This window comes from Methanoregula sp. (assembly GCF_049686655.1).
In the GTDB taxonomy this organism is placed as follows: domain Archaea; phylum Halobacteriota; class Methanomicrobia; order Methanomicrobiales; family Methanospirillaceae; genus Methanoregula.
The window spans coordinates 15,916-32,291 of sequence record NZ_JBAVIG010000063.1 but is presented as its reverse complement, the minus strand read 5'-3'; the positions used below and the strand labels follow the sequence as shown (position 1 = coordinate 32,291).

At 58.3% G+C, this 16,376-nt stretch carries 13 protein-coding genes; 5 read left to right on the top strand and 8 right to left on the bottom strand.

Going from position 1 to position 16,376, the window contains the following annotated elements; translation table 11 throughout:
* Positions 1–94 precede the first annotated feature (94 nt).
* Together WBL42_RS08430 and WBL42_RS08425 are read left to right on the top strand one after the other, a co-directional pair.
* On the top strand, positions 95–439 hold the full coding sequence (locus WBL42_RS08430; protein WP_424720833.1) for a helix-turn-helix transcriptional regulator: 345 nt from the start codon (positions 95–97) through the stop codon (positions 437–439).
* 434 nt (positions 440–873) lie between these two features.
* Complete coding sequence (locus tag WBL42_RS08425; protein ID WP_424720832.1) at positions 874–2,553, top strand: PAS domain S-box protein; 1,680 nt, start codon at positions 874–876, stop codon at positions 2,551–2,553.
* Between the two features lie 240 nt (positions 2,554–2,793).
* Here WBL42_RS08425 and WBL42_RS08420 read toward each other — a convergent pair whose 3' ends face one another.
* From WBL42_RS08420 to WBL42_RS08400, 5 genes are all read right to left on the bottom strand, one after another.
* Complete coding sequence (locus WBL42_RS08420) at positions 2,794–4,860, bottom strand: acetate--CoA ligase family protein (protein WP_424720831.1); 2,067 nt, start codon at positions 4,858–4,860, stop codon at positions 2,794–2,796.
* A gap of 82 nt (positions 4,861–4,942) precedes the next feature.
* Entirely contained in the window at positions 4,943–6,055 is a 1,113-nt protein-coding gene (locus tag WBL42_RS08415) for a glutamate-cysteine ligase family protein (RefSeq protein WP_424720830.1), read from the bottom strand.
* On the bottom strand, positions 6,052–6,549 hold the full coding sequence (locus tag WBL42_RS08410) for a YkgJ family cysteine cluster protein (protein ID WP_424720829.1): 498 nt from the start codon (positions 6,547–6,549) through the stop codon (positions 6,052–6,054). Before WBL42_RS08410 ends, WBL42_RS08415 begins: the two co-directional genes overlap by 4 nt.
* A 5-nt stretch (positions 6,550–6,554) precedes the next feature.
* Complete coding sequence (locus WBL42_RS08405; RefSeq protein WP_424720828.1) at positions 6,555–7,427, bottom strand: ATP-grasp domain-containing protein; 873 nt, start codon at positions 7,425–7,427, stop codon at positions 6,555–6,557.
* A complete protein-coding gene (locus WBL42_RS08400; protein WP_424720827.1) occupies positions 7,424–8,215 on the bottom strand; it encodes a hypothetical protein in 792 nt (263 codons plus the stop codon). Before WBL42_RS08400 ends, WBL42_RS08405 begins: the two co-directional genes overlap by 4 nt.
* 456 nt (positions 8,216–8,671) lie before the next feature.
* Between WBL42_RS08400 and WBL42_RS08395 the strand changes: the two genes are divergently transcribed.
* Positions 8,672–9,226 (top strand): CBS domain-containing protein, encoded by a 555-nt coding sequence (locus WBL42_RS08395; RefSeq protein WP_424720826.1) that lies wholly within the window; start codon positions 8,672–8,674, stop codon positions 9,224–9,226.
* A 754-nt stretch (positions 9,227–9,980) separates the two neighbouring features.
* Here the strand turns inward: WBL42_RS08395 and tpiA are convergent.
* Positions 9,981–10,649 carry a triose-phosphate isomerase gene (gene tpiA / locus WBL42_RS08390; RefSeq protein ID WP_424720825.1) on the bottom strand — a complete coding sequence of 223 codons (669 nt, stop codon included), beginning with the start codon at positions 10,647–10,649 and terminating at the stop codon, positions 9,981–9,983.
* A 211-nt stretch (positions 10,650–10,860) separates the two neighbouring features.
* Between tpiA and WBL42_RS08385 the strand changes: the two genes are divergently transcribed.
* Entirely contained in the window at positions 10,861–11,988 is a 1,128-nt protein-coding gene (locus WBL42_RS08385) for a Kelch repeat-containing protein (RefSeq protein ID WP_424720824.1), read from the top strand.
* 158 nt (positions 11,989–12,146) lie between these two features.
* On the opposite strand, the gene WBL42_RS08380 is transcribed toward WBL42_RS08385, so the two are convergent.
* Together WBL42_RS08380 and WBL42_RS08375 are read right to left on the bottom strand one after the other, a co-directional pair.
* Positions 12,147–14,804: a DUF3656 domain-containing U32 family peptidase gene (locus WBL42_RS08380; protein ID WP_424720823.1), complete on the bottom strand. Its 2,658-nt coding sequence runs from the start codon at positions 14,802–14,804 to the stop codon at positions 12,147–12,149.
* Positions 14,801–15,352 (bottom strand): hypothetical protein, encoded by a 552-nt coding sequence (locus WBL42_RS08375; protein ID WP_424720822.1) that lies wholly within the window; start codon positions 15,350–15,352, stop codon positions 14,801–14,803. Before WBL42_RS08375 ends, WBL42_RS08380 begins: the two co-directional genes overlap by 4 nt.
* A 167-nt stretch (positions 15,353–15,519) precedes the next feature.
* On the opposite strand from WBL42_RS08375, the gene WBL42_RS08370 reads away from it, so the two are divergent.
* Positions 15,520–16,152, top strand: coding sequence for a type I 3-dehydroquinate dehydratase (locus WBL42_RS08370; protein ID WP_424720821.1), 633 nt, complete (start codon positions 15,520–15,522; stop codon positions 16,150–16,152).
* Positions 16,153–16,376: the final 224 nt, after the last annotated feature.

Sequence of the window (16,376 nt, the reverse complement as noted above, 5' to 3'; positions counted from 1 at the left end):
CAACCAGCGGGGCCGGAGCCTCGGCACGGTTGTCATCCGTGGAAATAATATCCTGACTATTGCGCCGGTAATCTGACGTATCCGAGGTGAAATCGTGGGAGATCCTGTTGAAGAAGGACTGAAACTGATCCAGTCCAAGCCGGAAGGCGTGCTCCAGAGCGAACTCTGGAAAGAGCTGGGCGTAGACAGCCGCAAGTGCTCCCGCATCGTCAAGAAACTCGAAGAGAGCGGGCTTATCGAACGGGTTGAATTCAAAAAAGACGGGATCAAGACCTATCTTCTGCGTGCAAAACAGATGCCGGTCAATCCCTCCGATCTGCTGGCAGGCGACGAGCTGATCCCCTGTATCGGGTGCGAGCTCGAATGCATTGTCGAGGAATGCCACCCGCTGATGGACTGGATGTACCAGCTCGCCATTGTATCCCATTCCGGAGAATAATTTTTTTGGGAATGTTTCCTGTTTTATTCTGAACTGTGCGTGATTTTCTGGTGTTTATGAGTGTGACCCCCTCTCTCCCCCACAGGGGGAAGCAGCCCGAGGGGAGCATCCCCCTGACCCCCCGCCGCTGTGACAACCCCTGAATAGCGATAACTCTCCGAAAGGTAATTCCTGCAGCATCGCAATGCGCAGGGGCGGTGAGGGGGGGACGGGTACTATCCCCGCCCCTCCCTTCCCCCCTCTGAAAAAATACCTGTCAATACCTTAACCGACACAAGGATTTCCCAGGAATTATTATTCGCATTTTTTCCTCCTCCGTCATCCGTCTTTTTTCATTTCAGCCGCCTCCCGGTTTTCCCTGTTCAACAACTATTTATCGCTCCACTCTCCACCTGATATACATACACTCCCCGGGGTATTCCGGCTGATGAACGATGATCTCTGTTTTATTCGTCGATGACAATACCGATCTTTTCGCCCAGATCCGCACATTCCTTGAAAAGACCGGGGAGATCCGGGTGGAACAGGCCCACTCGATCAAGCAGGCTGCCGAGAAGCTGAAAGGCAGGACATTCGACATCATCGTCTCGTACGAGCAGATGCCGGACGTGAATGGTATTGAATTCGTCCCGGATATGAACGGGATCGAGTTCCTGAAATATCTCAAGACCCAGGGAAATACCACGCCCGTCATCCTCCTTGGCCGGCGGGGCACGGGCAGGCTCTCCCTTGAGGAGGTGAATAACGCAACGGAACTCGCGCTCCCGAAGACCGGTGATATACGGCCCCAGCTCTTCGAGATGGTTACCATGATCAAACAGACCATGCTCCGGAAGAAGGGGGAACGCGAGCTCAAGGTCCAGAACGAGCAACTGGCGACCATCCTCTCCGCAACCCCGCTTGGCATATTCCAGGTACGGGGCGGGATCATTGACTGGGTAAACCGCCCTTTTTTCACTCTCCTCGGGTATGGGGAATCAACCCTGATAGGAAAAGAGCTCCGGGCGCTCTTCAAAACCCCCGATGAATACGAACAGGTCTGCCGCGAGTTCCTGGTCCGGAAGGATGCAGCCGGCCTTGGCCATTCGGATTGCCGGCTTGCAAAGGCCGACGGGACCCTTGTCCCCTGTCACCTCCAGGTCCGGCCCCTGGATCCCCGGGACATCCCCCGGGGCGGCACCTTTGTCGTCACCGACAATTCGGAGAAACAGAAGATCGCCGATGCCCTCAAAGAGAGCGAGGCCAGGTACCGGGAGGTGCTGGCGAACACCCAGAGCATCATCATCAGGATGGATACTCATGGCACGATCACCTTCTTCAACCGGTATGCGCTGACGTTCTTCGATTATGCGAGCGAGGACGTGATCGGGAAAAATGTGGTAGGCACGATCGTGCCGCAGAAATCCCGGGTCCAGCACGACCTCTCCATGATGGCAAACGATATCGGGTTCAATGCCGAGGGCTTTGCGGTCAACGTGAACGAGAACGTCCGGCGCAATGGCGACCGTGTCTGGATCGCCTGGATCAACAAGGCGATCCGGGACGAGCAGGGACGGCTTGTCGAGATCCTCTGCATAGGCAACGACATTACGGACCGGAAACGGAGCGGCGAAGTAAGGATCAGCACCGACACCTGGAAGGACATGGTGATCGGGGATACCGATATCCATGAAGACGTGTTTGATGCGGTCTTCCATATCTGCACGGAGATCTCCATCGAAGGCCGGGAGGGAAAGCCGGTCGGCACCACGTTCCTGATCGGGGATACGAAGAACGTGCTCGAGAAGTCCCGGCAGATCATCCTCAACCCGTTCGAAGGGCACAAGCCGGAGCTCCGGGTGGTCACGAACCCCCAGCTCAGCGAGAACATCAAGGCCCTTGCCCAGCTGGACGGGGCGTTTGTCATCACCGGTGACGGGTTTGTCGAATCCGTTGGCCGCTACATCACGGTCGACTCAAGCAACGTCTCCCTCCCGCCGGGCATGGGAACCCGGCACAACTCTGTTGCCGCGTTAACCCAGGTGACAAAAGCCGTGGGAATCGTCGTTTCACAGAGCGGCGGCGGGATCACCGTGTTCCGGAACGGGCAGATTCTGAAGAAGATTACGTTGTGATCCCTGCAATTTGTTCAGTAAAAAAAGATAGGAACCAATTGTTTCACGTGCGATCCTGTAACTCTACGAGGGTTCCCCGCCTCAGGGCCTCTCCGAGGCACGGCGGGGCAAGAAGGGTTAATTAATTTGCTTTTTGTTACTGATCCGCCGCGGGGGCGCCCCGTCGGGGGAGGCGGCGTTCATCATAATTATAGAGGATACGAAAATAGAACCACGAGAGACGCAAAAAAATAAAAAATATCAATCGTGCCGGCACTCCGCAAGCCCGGTGCTGCACTTGTGCTTGCAGATGGTCCCGACCGCCCTGAACGCGTCTTCCAGGTCCGGGAAATTCGGGATCTGGCCGTCACGGAGGATGCGGAGCGGTGTCTTCATGCTGTCGCCGCCGATCATACAGCCTACGATCATCTTGTGGGTGTTCTTCGAGAACCTGACCAGCTCGTTCGAGACCCGGATGGGGTCCGATATGGCCGAGGGAACAGCGATCACGAATGCGATGTCCCAGAGGTCCTGGTACTGGATCATGATATTGAATGTGCGGGCGAACCGGTCTGCGCTTGCGTCACCCACCATGTCGATCGGGTTCGCCCTGCTCCAGTCTGCGGGGAGGACTGCATCGAGTTCATGGATGAGGTCCGGGGAGAACTCTACGAGCTCGATCCCATAGCGTTCTGCATAATCTGATGCAAGAACCCCGAATCCCCCGGCATTGGTGATCACGACGGCACGGATCCCCTTCGGGTACCCTTCCGAGGCCAGGAGTTCGGCGGCCTGGAAGGCTTCGCGGATCGAACTTGCCGGGATGACACCGGCCTGGTGGAAAGCGGCCATATAGACATCAAAGCTGCCGGCAAGCGATCCCGTGTGGGACGATGCAGCTTTCTGCCCGATCTGAGAGGCCCCGGATTTGATCGCAACAACCGGTTTTGTTGGCGAGACTTTTCTGACAGCCTCCATGAACCGGGGGCCGTACCGGATCTGCTCGACATAGAGGATAATGGATTTTGTGTGGGGGTCGTCGCCGGCCCAGGTGATGAAATCCTCGAAGGTGAGATCTGCCTGATTGCCAATAGAGATGACTGCCGAGAACCCGATCTCCTCCGGCAGGCTCCAGTCTACGATGGTGGTAATGATCGCGCCGCTCTGGGAGATGAACGCGATATTGCCGGGCTTTGGGGAGACCGGGTCAAAGGTCGTATTGATGGCAAGGTGCGGAAGCATGAGCCCAAGGCAGTTGGGTCCCATGATGCGGATCCCGAACTTCCGTGCGATTGACATGCATTCCTCCTCAAGTGCGATCCCCTCCTTCCCGATCTCCCGGAATCCCGAAGAGATCACGATGACCAGCGGGATCTGCTTCTTTCCTGCTTCTTCGATAACCCGGGGAACGCCGGCAGCCGGGATGACAATCACTGCCAGGTCAACCGGTTCCGGGATTGATGTAAGATCGGGATAGGACTTCCGCCCGAGAATAGTATCGGATTTCGGGTTGACCGGGAAGAGTGACCCGGGGAACGTGAGCAGGTTCCGGCAGACGGCGTACCCGACCTTGTTGGGATCGGTCGAGGCCCCGACGACCGCGATGGAATGGATGTCCATGATCCGGGACTGCATTTCCGGCATCTGCCGGGTTTTCGTTATCGCCGGTGAATCATCGATGTAAAACCGGGCATCGACAGCACATGCGCCTTTCTCGTAGAGAACCACGGGATTGATATCAAACTCTGTTATGCGGGGATCGGCATGGAACATCCGGTTCACCGCACTGATGATCCCGACCAGCGCCTCCTCGTCCCGGGCCGGTTCGTCCCGGAACCCTGCGATCAGCCGGTAGCCTTTCAGCCCCCGGACCATACTGCGGATATCGCTCTCTTCAATGGGCAGTACCCCAATCGCCACATCATGCAGCAGCTCGACCAGTTTTCCCCCAAGGCCGATCGTAATCACTTTCCCGAAGGTCGGGTCCGTCTTCCCCCCGATGATCAGTTCGAGCCCGGGTGGGAGCTGCTGCTCGACCATGATCCCGGAGATCACGGCACTAGGCTTGTAGTTCCCGGCATTCTCCCGGATCGTCCCGAATGCCTCCCGTACCTCACCGGGCGTAGCTATTCCGGTGATCACCCCCCCGGCATCGCTCTTATGGACGATATCCGGGGAGATTACTTTCATTACCACCGGGTATCCGGCGGTTTCCGCTGCCTTCTCCGCTTCCTCCGCCGTGCGGGCAACCTGGAACCGGGGGATCGGGACCCCTGCCGTATTCAGGAGTTCATATCCTTCGGCTTCCGAAAGTAACGTCCGTACCATGATCAGCGACCCGGACAAGAGTAGTCCGCTCCCCCTCTTAATGGTGTTTATCAGCGGAACTGACCGTCATGGCAAACCGATCTCATCCCGTCATGTAGGGCTGGTTGGACCTGAGAGCAGTTGCCATATCCTCAAGGACCGGTACAATTCCCTCGCCTCCTGAGACCCGGTCACGGATCCGTTCAGCCAGGCTTCCGTTTGAGATACGGTCATGGATGACCGGCAGGTAGGTGCGCTCATCGGCAGTGGCGTGTGTCCATGCGGCTTTGTAGAGGGCCTCAAGTTCCGGCCTGAATGCGGCAGTACCTTCCTGGATCGCCTCTTCGGTGAGTGCCAGCACTATTTCCTGATCATGCTCAACGGGCAGGGAACGGCACCGGAGCAGCGACCGGACAAAGGCACAGACCGCCATATCGGACCGGATGCATTCCTGTTCGTCAAGGGCCTTGATCTCCAGGCAGCGCCGGGAGAAGCGGATGATCAGGCCGCTGGAATTCACCCATTCCTCGCAGAGGATCTCCGCGTCGCGGGACCGGAGCTCGCAGAACACCTTCTCCTGCACAGAACGGTAATCAGCGACAGTCCGGATCATTGCCGGCACGATCCGGTCGCAGATCAACGGGATCTCTTTCTGGTTGTCCCGGTAATAGACGAGCCGGTTGTCGCAGGTCCCGGTCAGCCTGCCTTCCACCATGGGAGAAGAGGCCGTGACTGCAATGAGGTACGGGAGGAGCGTGCGGATCCGGTTGTACTGGGAGACCAGGTGCTTCTCGCCGGCATAGGAGAGGTTGATCTGCAGGGCCTGGATGTTCAGCCAGCCATGCTGGCGGATATTGAAGAGCCGGTCATAGGCCTCATAGTACTCCCCCTCGTCGTGGTCCCAGACCGGGATCTCCGCGGGACGTGCGGTGGGGTGCATGCCAAGCCCGAGCAGCCGGTAGCGGCTCCCGAAGATATGGTTGAACTTCGCCATGCCTTTTGCGAGCTGGGCCTCCAGCGCAGCAAGTTCGTCCACCGGGTGCCGGGGGATCATCTCGATCACGGTCTTCTGGAGTTCCTTGCCGAGCTTCACCTCGCCGAACAGGATCTCGCTCTCGTACCGGCCGCAGACTTCCCGGAGGAGCTGGTCGGAGACCGGCTGGGCAGTAAAACTGCTGTCGTTTATGGAGTACTCGTGTTCAGTGCCGATGGTCATTTCGCTCGTGGATATATCCGGGGAATCTCTGCTACTTTCCCGGTCTGCGGCTCCTCGATCCTGCAGACCGCCGCAATCTCAGCGTCTGTCAGGTTCGAGACCAGGTGGGAGATGCTCTTTACGGCAAGGTCGTACTGCTGGCGATAGGCCTCAGGTGTATCCTTGTACAGCCGTACTACCGGGCAGATCTCCTCAAACTTGAGGAAGATCTCGATCGTATCGCCTTTCACATCGAACGTGAACGGCCCCGCCCGGCAGGTCTCGGGTTTGATTGCATGGATCCCGCATTTTCCCCCGGTACAGAATGTGCATGTTCCGTCCTCACGGGTCCTGATATACCGGTACCCGTTCCGTTCGAAGGCCTCTTCCGGTACGCCACTGGCGACCAGCCTCCGGTAACAGTGTTCAGAGATCGGGGGGTGCGCCCCGTCGCAGCAATGTCCCCCGCAGCGCAGGCAGATAGTCTCGGCCTGGATCCGCCAGTCTTGTGTCATGGTAATCACGTTGCAAAAAGATGGTCTACGATCTGCTCGTATACCCGTGGGTAATGCTCGTCCTCGCCGCTTTCGAGGGAGGGGTTGTCGTTCACTTCAATCACGCAGGCATCCCCGTTGTTATTTTTGATATCAACGCCGTACAGGCCCCGCCCGATTGCGTTTGCGGCATCGAGCCCGGTCCTTATGATATGCGGGGGGACATTCCGCTCGGGGACACTCTCTACCCCGCAATAGACGACATGCCCGTTGACGGAGGCCTGGATCTTGAAGGTGACCGACGGGATCGTATACTTACAGACATAGAGGAGCTTCCCGTCAAGTACGCCGACACGCCAGTCGTACTTGCTCTCCACGTACTGCTGGACAACGATCCAGTCCGAGAGCCGGATAAACCTGCGGGCCACCCGGAAGAAGCCCGCGATATCGGTGACCTTCTCCACCCGCAGGGAGAATGAAGTGGACGGCTCCTTGACGATAAGGGGAGACCCGAGTTCATCGAACAGGCGCGTGACGCACTCGACCGTGAGGTCATGCCTGGGAAGGAAGACGGTCTTTGGCAGGGAGACCCCTTTTTTGATCAGGTGCGAGTACATGTTGATCTTGTCAGAGCAGATCTGGATGGACTGCGGGTCGTCGATCACGGGGATGCCGTGGAAACTGGCCATCCGTGCAGCCACATAGGTCACGTTCATCGGGTCGGTACGGGCCCGGATGAAGAGTGCGTCCATCTTCTTGATCTTGGCAATATCCACGGGGAAGATAAAGTCCACCTCGTGGCCCTTTGTCTCTGCCACGTCCCGGCAGTGGATCAGCGCCGTGAGCTGTTCGGCGTTCGACAGGGTCTTCCGGTCAACGAAGATGCCCAGCCGGCTCATAGGAATTCCTGGTGCTGGAGATATGCGGCAAGCAACGCCCGTTCCGCGGGAGTGAGCTGTGAATATTTCGTTGGTGCAAGCGAGGAGAGCAGGCACCGGTCACCGTACCGGACAAGGACGAGGGTGACAAGGGGGATGGCGAAGATCCCGTAAATCTTCCGGGCGATCTCCGCGGTACTGTCACACGTTCCTGTGGTGTTGCCGAAGATGGATACACAGGACTCGATCGTGGCACCATCTTTGAGTTCCTGGTAACAGAAAGGATATTTACCCTTGTTCGTGATGTGCTTGACAATCTCCTTGGCCGTCTCATTGTCACGGACTACCGAATAATCGGAGGTGTTGGCAAAATAGTTCAGCCCGTACAGGATGGACGGCAGCGGGACATAGCCCTGCGAGATCCCCCATTCGCAGACCGGAATGCCTTCCATGTGTGCCCGTTCGAGGCAGATCGGCACCACGCTGGCGTCGAGTACTGCACTGCTGGACGGGAGGACTGTCTTTCCTTCCATCTCGTGGCGGAGGATGGTGTAATACGGCTCGGTCTTGTAAAAATACTGCTCGCTGACAATATGGAGGACATGGTCACGCGAGACCGTGAAGAGTGCCTCCCGTACAAGGCAGGGCTCCCGTTTTGCTGCTGCCCGGATGCCGGTCTTTCTCGCTGGCGCAGGTCCGTTGTGGTTCTTCCCGGGCAGGGAATCCTGCGGGTGCGGAACAAGCGGTACACACGAGTCCGTGCAGTCTCCTCCCGGTTCCCTATGGGGCAGCTCCCCCCTGTCGTTCATGGGGCAATCAGCTCGCATGGGGATCCGCACGAGGTGGGACCCGGCGCGTCCCGGAACAGTGAAGAACTGGTGTCACGGTATCTGCAAGCCGTGCAGGAACTTTGGCCTGCAGGTGCAGTATGCCGGAAATGCTGTGCATAAAAAACAGAAGAGGGCACCCGATGGTTCCCTTCATCATCGTCATCGGATTCTGGACACTCGGTCATATGAAACACTAATCCAATTTCAGGTCCATTGGATTATCGTTAACAGCTCTTTAGAGCGGGTGTTTAAAAGAATTTGCCCCCGGGGCAGGATCCCGGAAAATAACCGCTGGTTATAAAAGTTTGCTGGGATCGCCCGGGTGCAGCCGGTATTATGTCCGTTGCGGGACCGGTCATTTTCAGAGGATAATCTTCCACTCGTTCCCGCCGGACGGCAACCTTGATATTCTCATATCACCATCAGTAATCAACCATGCATATACCTGCGCCCGAAGAGCTCCGGACGCGCCGCGAAGCGCTGGGCCTCAAACAGACCGAACTTGCCAGGCGGGCAGGAATCAGCCAGTCGATGGTGGCGCGTATCGAAGCAGGAAATGTCGATCCCCGGGTCAGTACTCTCAACAAGATCATTGTAGTCCTCAACAGTGCCGAACCCAGGAAGATGCGGGCCACCCAGATCATGCATACCCCCGTACTCTCGGTCCAGCCCCAGGACGCGATCGGCCGGGCTGTCGAGATCTTCGAGAAGAACAATATCTCCCAGTTGCCGGTGATCGAACGCGGCATTCCTGTCGGGTGCATATCAGAATCCGTCATTGTCAAGGCGATCGAGCAGCAGCGCCTGCACAAAACCCACCTGTTCCTTGTCAGGGATTTCATGGAACCCGGCTTTCCCACGGTACCTCCTGACATGGACGTGGAGACGGTTGTCAATATCCTCCAGCAGAACCATGCGGTCCTGGTTGTCGAAGGAAGGATCGTGCGCGGCGTGATCACCAAGCACGACCTGATTTCCCTGATTATATAATCCCCTTTGTCCCCACCCTGGAACCGGGGCGGGATATTCCGGGTGGTGTGGTATACCCGGGTCGATGCCGGCCCGGATAGGGTTTCACCCCTCTTCACACTTCCCCGTATTCATACAAAACTATATATATCTATATTCGGAGGATTAATTATCGAAGCCTTACGGGCTCCGGAACGGGGTTTTACATGGCGGAAGAAACACATGATATCAGCAACGTGACGGTTATCGTGATTGGTGTCGTATTGTTTGTGGTCATTGTGGGGGTCTGGTTCCTGTTTCTCAGGTGAGACCGGTAGCAGGTATATCTTAAAAAAAGTGCTCTGTAGAAATCATTTTTTTCATAATGATGATCATCCCTCCTTGCGCCAGCCCTGCCCCCAATGGGGGCGGGGGCGCGTGTGATGCCTCGGTTATTACCTGTAAAAATTCTCTGAATTTTTTGTGCAGAGGTAATACAGCACAATCGCAATTGGGGCGCCCCAGCAGCGGGGCGAAGCCCCTGGAGCGTCAAATAACTCAAATGATTTCTCCAGAGCAAAAAAAAGTGCTCTTATTAGAACTCATTACAAAGAGGAACGCTATTTTGGGGTTTTCACTTCAGCCGCTGTGGCAACCGCTTAACCGGTAATTCCTGCAGCATCGCAATGCGCAGAGGCGGTGAGGGAGGACGGTCACTGTCCCCTCCTCTCAAAAATATAGTCCGATACTATGTGTTCCGGCACAAGGATTTCACCAGGGCAAAAAAAGAGTTTTATCACAGTTTTGAGACAAGATCGCGGAGCACGGCGGCCGGCTCTTTTGATTTTACCACGCTGGATGCGAGGAGGACGCCGTCTGTGCCCAGGTCCACGGCGATCCTGACGCACTCGCCGGACTGGATCCCTGCGCCGGTCAGCACTTTTACGGAAGGACTGACTGCACGTACCGCAGCAACAGAGCGCCGTATGATCTCGGGATTTGCCTTCGATACGGAGACGCCGCTTCCGATGAGTTCCGGGGGTTCGATGGCCACATAATCCGGGGCGAGTGCGGCAGCTCCCGCACTGGTGCTCTCGTTGTTGGAACAGATTACGGAGATGAGCTTGTGGTCCCTGAGGCCCCGCACGGAGGCTTCGATATCAGCCAGTGTCAGGCGGCATTCCGAATGGTTGACAAGGGAACCGGCCGCGCCTGCCGTCTTGATCGCTTCGACCGTGATGTGGCCGGTGTTTGCCCCCGGGTCGCACCCGTCCACGTGCTGTGCATATACCGGTATATCGAAGTGGTGGCAGAGCGGATGGAGGTCAATAAATGTCGGTGCAATGCCGATAGTGACACCGCTCTCCCGGGAAACGATCTCTGCGGCTTGTGCGATCATGTGGGCCCGGTTGCCCGTGCTTTCCCGGTATGTTTTCAGGTTTACCAGGATCAGTGGTGACGTCATTCTCAGGAACCTTCCCCGGGTACTCCCGGATATCCGGTAAACCATTTTTGTTCCGGGATGATGAATATTTGCAGACCCCCGGGGCATCCCCGTCATTTTTGCATGAGCGATATCCGTTTAAAAACCTTGATTAGACGGTCATCACAAAATAGTACCGGAAATCCTGTTTGGTCTTATGCTCTTATCCGGAGCGGGGTTACGAGGTGGTAGAATGAAAACGTCACGCACTCTTATAATTGTCCTGTGCCTGTTATTCCTTATTGGCAGTGTATCGGCGGAAGGTGCCGGGGAGAACTGGACTCTTGGGACTTCATCGGCCGGGTTCTCGACCCGCGCAGGCCACGCAGGCCTGGTCTATGACAACAAGGCGTGGATCTTCGGCGGATCCACGGATAACGGTGTGACCGGTCTCAATGATACCTGGTATTCCGCTGACGGTATCAACTGGACCGAGGCGACCCCGGCAGCGGAGTTCCCGGGACGGTTCGATTTCTCCGCGCTCGTCTTTGACGGGAAGATGTGGATCATCGGAGGGTATGATGGCCAGGACGCACGGAACGATGTCTGGTACTCGAACGACGGGGCTCACTGGACAGAAGCAACCGCGTCCGCCGGGTTCCCCGGGCGGCTGGCATTTGCCAGCGCCGTATTCGACAACCAGATGTGGGTGTTTGGCGGGTATGACGGGCATTTCCCCCTGAGCGATGTCTGGAGCTCCCCTGACGGGATCCACTGGACAAAGGCAAACGCCAGTGCGGCATTCGGGGACCGGTCCGGCCTTTCCGGTAGCGTGTTCGACAACCGCCTCTGGGCGATCGGCGGGAGCAAGGGGCACACCATGCTCAACGATGCCTGGTATTCCACGGACGGCATCCAGTGGACCGAGGCAACGCCGGCAGCGGGATTTGCGCCACGGGCAGGACAGGCAAGTCCCGTGTACGATAACAGGATATGGGTGATCGGCGGCACCGATCCTACGCATGTCATGAACGATACCTGGTATTCCACGGATGGTACGCACTGGACCGAGGCAACCCCCTCGGCAGAGTTTCCCGGCCGGTTCGATTTCCCTGCCCTCGTGCTGGACGACCGCCTGTGGGTGATCGGGGGGGCCGCCAGTGCCAATGCTCCGGTCGGGAACGACACGTGGTATACTTCCACGCCGTCCTCTCCCGCGACCACATCGCCTTCCCCTGAGCCCGGGCAGATACCGTGGCTCTGGATCCTGGCCGCCATAGTTATTATCGCGGTTGTCCTCGTGGGTTTCACGGTGACAAAACGGCCGGCAGAGGCTGGCGGGAAGAAAGGATCCAAAAAGGACCGGAAAAAGAAGAAATAACCGGGAGCCGGGAACGAAAGTCCCGCACCCCTTTTTTTATCCTGTTTTTATCCCGTGCCTGTCCGTATCTCATGGATGATGAAACGGCACGGGCACCTTTTTTAAAACGGCAGGACCCCGCATTTCCGGACGTTCGGACAATAGTCTTTGTAACCGCGTTATTCCCTGAGTCCCCTGGTGAAGTGGCCGGCCGTGATGCCGCCGAGCGCAATGCGTTTTACCCGTTCTTTTAATGCCGCGAGTTCCTTTGCGGGTGCCACTGCGTCCCCGCTGCTGCCGGCCAGATCGACCGCAGACCGGTAGATTCGCGTCATCTCCCGTACATATGCCGGGGGCCGTCCCCGTGCGTCGACTGCCACTTCGCTGATGCCCGCAGCCCGGATATCCGGGAGCCGGTCGATCAGGCAGAGTTCCGAGGCGTTACCGATCCGGGTGCGGCATTGCCCGTCTGAACTGAGGGGGAAGATCCTCCCGGTCTCGTCCCTGATGCCGGTGAAAAGGCCGGCATTGCCATCCCGGTTTTCACAGGACGGCTCCCTGCACGAAAGGAGCAGGCGCGGGATGCAGTCCTCCGTGATCATTGCCTCGCTGGTCCCCTGGACAATAAGGGCATATGCCGGGCGATCGCCGTCCGTGGGGATGGTCCGGATCAGTTCCCGGATCTCATCCCCCGAGAGCTCCGGTGAAAGGGTGAGCACGGCGTAGGAAGATCCGGCACCCTGGACTGCGGCATGGTTGAAGATATTGAGGCCAATGGAGCCGGACAGGGATAGTGCGGGGCAGGTCCTGAGGATTGCGCCTGAAGTACCGTGGTTGTCCGTCATGCAGTCCGTAAGCCCCCCCGCATACAGTCCTGGCAGTGCCGGCAGGACCGTATCAAGATACGCATCGTGTGCGATCCGGGGAAGTTTCCAGATAAGCCGTGCCCCGGCAGCGCGGGCGGTCCCACGTGCCGTTACCACGCATGCCGGAAATGGCTCCCGTGGATTGCTACCGCACCGGTGCTTTCCCGAGGGAATATCCGGCTCGTAACAGATCACCTCCGCCCCGGCGTGGGCGGCTTCGCGTACCCCTTCAATCGTATCGGTATAGACTGCAAGGCGAAGTGCCGGGGGTGCCGGGCCTCGCGTATCCGGTCCTCCCGTCTGCTCCGGGAAGTACATGCGGAGGGCCGCTTTTGCCTGTTCCACGGATTCCCCCGGGGGTATGGCGGCCCCGGCAAGGAGTTCCTCCACGTACCGGAAGAGGTCCCGGCGCAGTGCGTTGAGGACTGCCAGCGGCGCGAACAGGTTACCCGGGTAATCAAGGGAAAACTCCCGGATAACAAATGGCGTGCCCCCGGTCTTTTTCAGCTGGATTTCAAGCTGGTCTGCCGTAAGGGGATGCGATCGCGCCGGTTCGAGCCGTATCTCCGGGTGGAACGAGAAGGGGACCTGCGTCCCGTTACGCCGCAGGATCGTGCCTTCCACATGGATCCTGCCATCCGGTCCGACTGCACTATGTATATCAGCCGGTACAGGCCGGAGGAGCCACGGGGAGGGTTTTGCGACAATCCGGTGCGCTTTTGCTTCCAGGTCCCGGGATGAGGTGATGTACAGCCTGGTACCGGCAGGTACCGGGCGGGGAAGGGCCAGCGTGTAAGAGTCCCCGGCCGGCACCGGTTTGTTATTGAGCGCCATGCCCCAGGACTCCCCCGTTTTTACCGGGGGGATAAAGAGCAGGCCGTCTCCGGGGGCGGGAACGACCGGTCCCTCCTTCCGGATAGTTGCCACCGAGGTCCTGGTCTCAAACCGGGTTACCGTCCCGGTAAAAAGCCCCCGGTGGCCGGTATCGTCCCTGCCCATGAGAGCACCGGAACGATCGCCGAACAGGTAACCCCTGGTGAACCCCCGGTTGAACGCGAGGAGCAGGTCGGACATCGCCTCCGGCGATTTTTCCCCGTATCCTGCCGCAATGGCATCGAGCGCCTGGCGGTACGTGGAGACCACGATCGCCACATATTCCGGGGATTTCATCCTGCCCTCTATCTTGAGCGAAGTGACCGGGGACCGGACCAGTTCCGGCAGGTGCCGGTAGGTGCAGAGGTCTTTTGGGGAGAGGAGGTAGTGTTCTGCCAGGGGCACCTCCCGGACCCGGACCGGCCTGCCGTATTCGTCCGTGCTCCCGGTCACCAGCACATAGGGCTTCCGGCAGGGCTGGGCGCACATGCCCCGGTTGCCGCTCCGGCCGCCGATCACGGAGGAGAGGAGGCACTGGCCGGAGTAACTGTAGCAGAGAGCCCCGTGGGCAAAGACTTCCAGGCCGACCCCGGTATCTTTTGTCTCTTCTGCAATGCGGGAGACTTCCTCAAGGGAGAGCTCCCGGGCCAGCACTACCCGCGAGAACCCCTGTCCCGCGGCCCATCGTACGCCGTCCGCGTTGTGGATGGTCAGCTGGGTGGAGGCATGGAGGACGAGGCCCGGCACAATCCTCTTGGCGAGCAGAGCGACACCGGTGTCCTGCACGAGGACCGCGTCGATACCGATCGACCAGAGCCATACCAGGTACTCAAGTACCCCGGGAAGCTCCCGGTCGTGGACGAGCGTGTTGACCGTTACGTAAACCTTTATGTCCCGTGCATGGGCGTACCGGACTGCTTCTTCGATCTCTTCATCAGAGAAGTTGGAGGCATATTTACGGGCACCAAACCGTTTCCCGCTCAGGTACACTGCGTCCGCTCCTGCCGCCACGGCTGCCCGGAACGCATCCGGTGACCCTGCGGGGGCAAGCAGTTCCGGCAGCTGCGGGTGTGCGGGATCGCGGGGTGTTCCTGTCACAGGTGCACCAGTCCCGGAAGGTACATCCCGATCAGGCCGACGGTGGCGAGGATCGTGAGGATTAAGCAGGGGACGTACCCGATCATCGTGAATGCGAGGGACCGGTATTTGTTCCAGCCCAGCACCCACGAGACCGGGGCATTGGCATAGACCCCGATGATGATCTCCAGGGGGACCAGGCCGACAATCCCGTACCGTTCGGCAAAGGAGTGGCGGTGGACGAACTGCCGGGTCTTTTCGAGGAGATCCGCTACCGGGGGCCAGGTGTGCCCGATCGAGTCAAAGATATCAAAGAGCCCGAGGAAGATCCCGGTCTCCGTGCACATCAGTACCCAGAAGACGAAGAGCGGGGAAAGGCCGAGCGCGATACCCACCGGGGCTGCACCGTACTCGAGGAGGAACCCGCTGCCGATAACGGCAAGCGTGGGCATGAGGGGGTACCCGAAGATGAGGACGGGAATGAGCGGCAGTATAATGGCGATGAACACACCCCGTGCCAGCGCTGCCGCGATATGCCGCAGGAAGAGATACCTGTCCCAGAACTCCATAGCCGTGATATAGTGTTGGCATGGTCGGGAATAAACCATATCTTCCTTTCAAACGGTACCGGACGGGAGAAGGTACCGGGCGGGAGAACCGCGATGCCCCCGGACTGACCGGCCGGAGCCCCGGTTCTTTGCGTATCTTTTTGTGAACCAACGGCGTACCTCCTGTAATGAAGATTGTTGCTGCGCTGACCGATCCCTCCCATGCAGCGAAAGCAGGGGCCCAGGGTGCCGACCTCGTGGAGCTCCGTTTCGACCTGATGGACGGGGACCCGGTGAAGATCATCCGGAAAGTCAGGAAAGAGTGCACGCTCCCGGTCATTGCCACGCTCCGTTCCGGGATGGAAGGCGGGCAGTTCTTCGGGGACAAGGATGCGTGGATAGAGAAGATCCGGCAGGTCATCCCGCACGCGGATTATATCGATATCGAGCAGCAGTTCGCCTGCCATGCCCGGGAGATCCATGAGGCAGGCCGGAAGATCATTGCCTCCCACCATTCCGGCCAGATGGTGCCCCTCTACATTCTCTTCGTGATGGAGCGCGAGCTCCGGGCGTTTGGCGATATCCCGAAGATCATCATCACCCCCGCAAACGATGCCGACCTTGTCGAGCTGATCACGTTTACGCAGGCCGCAAACAAGCCGATCATCACCGGGGTCATGGGCTCGCAGTTCCGGTATGCCCGGGCGATCCTGCCGGTCTTCGGCTCTGAGTTCGTGTACTGCCATACCGGGGAACCGACCGCAGAAGGGCAGTACTCGGTTGAGGAGTTCGTGCAGCTCCGGAAGCTGCTGCTCGGGTGAGGCCGGGGCAGGCCCGGGAATTAATTAAATCGGAATTTAAAGCAATAATCCGAACACATAGTGAGACCGAGTATAGTGTGGGGCTGCTTTGTATTTGCGATGGCCCCACGGGTGTTCGGGGTCTACCGACCCTCACCCCGTGGCAGAACGTTATAATTTATTTTTCAGAGGGCCACAAATCTTCAGGCTTTATATCGAAAATAATCTTAAAATGATCGTAAAGC

Coding starts and splice junctions, on each gene's coding strand:
- WBL42_RS08410 (WP_424720829.1), bottom strand. CDS start 6,549: ATGACACAAGACTGGCGGATCCAGGCCGAGACTATCTGCCTGCGCTGC.
- WBL42_RS08385 (WP_424720824.1), top strand. CDS start 10,861: ATGAAAACGTCACGCACTCTTATAATTGTCCTGTGCCTGTTATTCCTT.
- WBL42_RS08405 (WP_424720828.1), bottom strand. CDS start 7,427: ATGAGCCGGCTGGGCATCTTCGTTGACCGGAAGACCCTGTCGAACGCC.
- WBL42_RS08420 (WP_424720831.1), bottom strand. CDS start 4,860: ATGGTACGGACGTTACTTTCGGAAGCCGAAGGATATGAACTCCTGAAT.
- WBL42_RS08425 (WP_424720832.1), top strand. CDS start 874: ATGATCTCTGTTTTATTCGTCGATGACAATACCGATCTTTTCGCCCAG.
- WBL42_RS08415 (WP_424720830.1), bottom strand. CDS start 6,055: ATGACCATCGGCACTGAACACGAGTACTCCATAAACGACAGCAGTTTT.
- WBL42_RS08395 (WP_424720826.1), top strand. CDS start 8,672: ATGCATATACCTGCGCCCGAAGAGCTCCGGACGCGCCGCGAAGCGCTG.
- WBL42_RS08375 (WP_424720822.1), bottom strand. CDS start 15,352: ATGGAGTTCTGGGACAGGTATCTCTTCCTGCGGCATATCGCGGCAGCG.
- WBL42_RS08370 (WP_424720821.1), top strand. CDS start 15,520: ATGAAGATTGTTGCTGCGCTGACCGATCCCTCCCATGCAGCGAAAGCA.
- WBL42_RS08400 (WP_424720827.1), bottom strand. CDS start 8,215: ATGAACGACAGGGGGGAGCTGCCCCATAGGGAACCGGGAGGAGACTGC.
- tpiA (WP_424720825.1), bottom strand. CDS start 10,649: ATGACGTCACCACTGATCCTGGTAAACCTGAAAACATACCGGGAAAGC.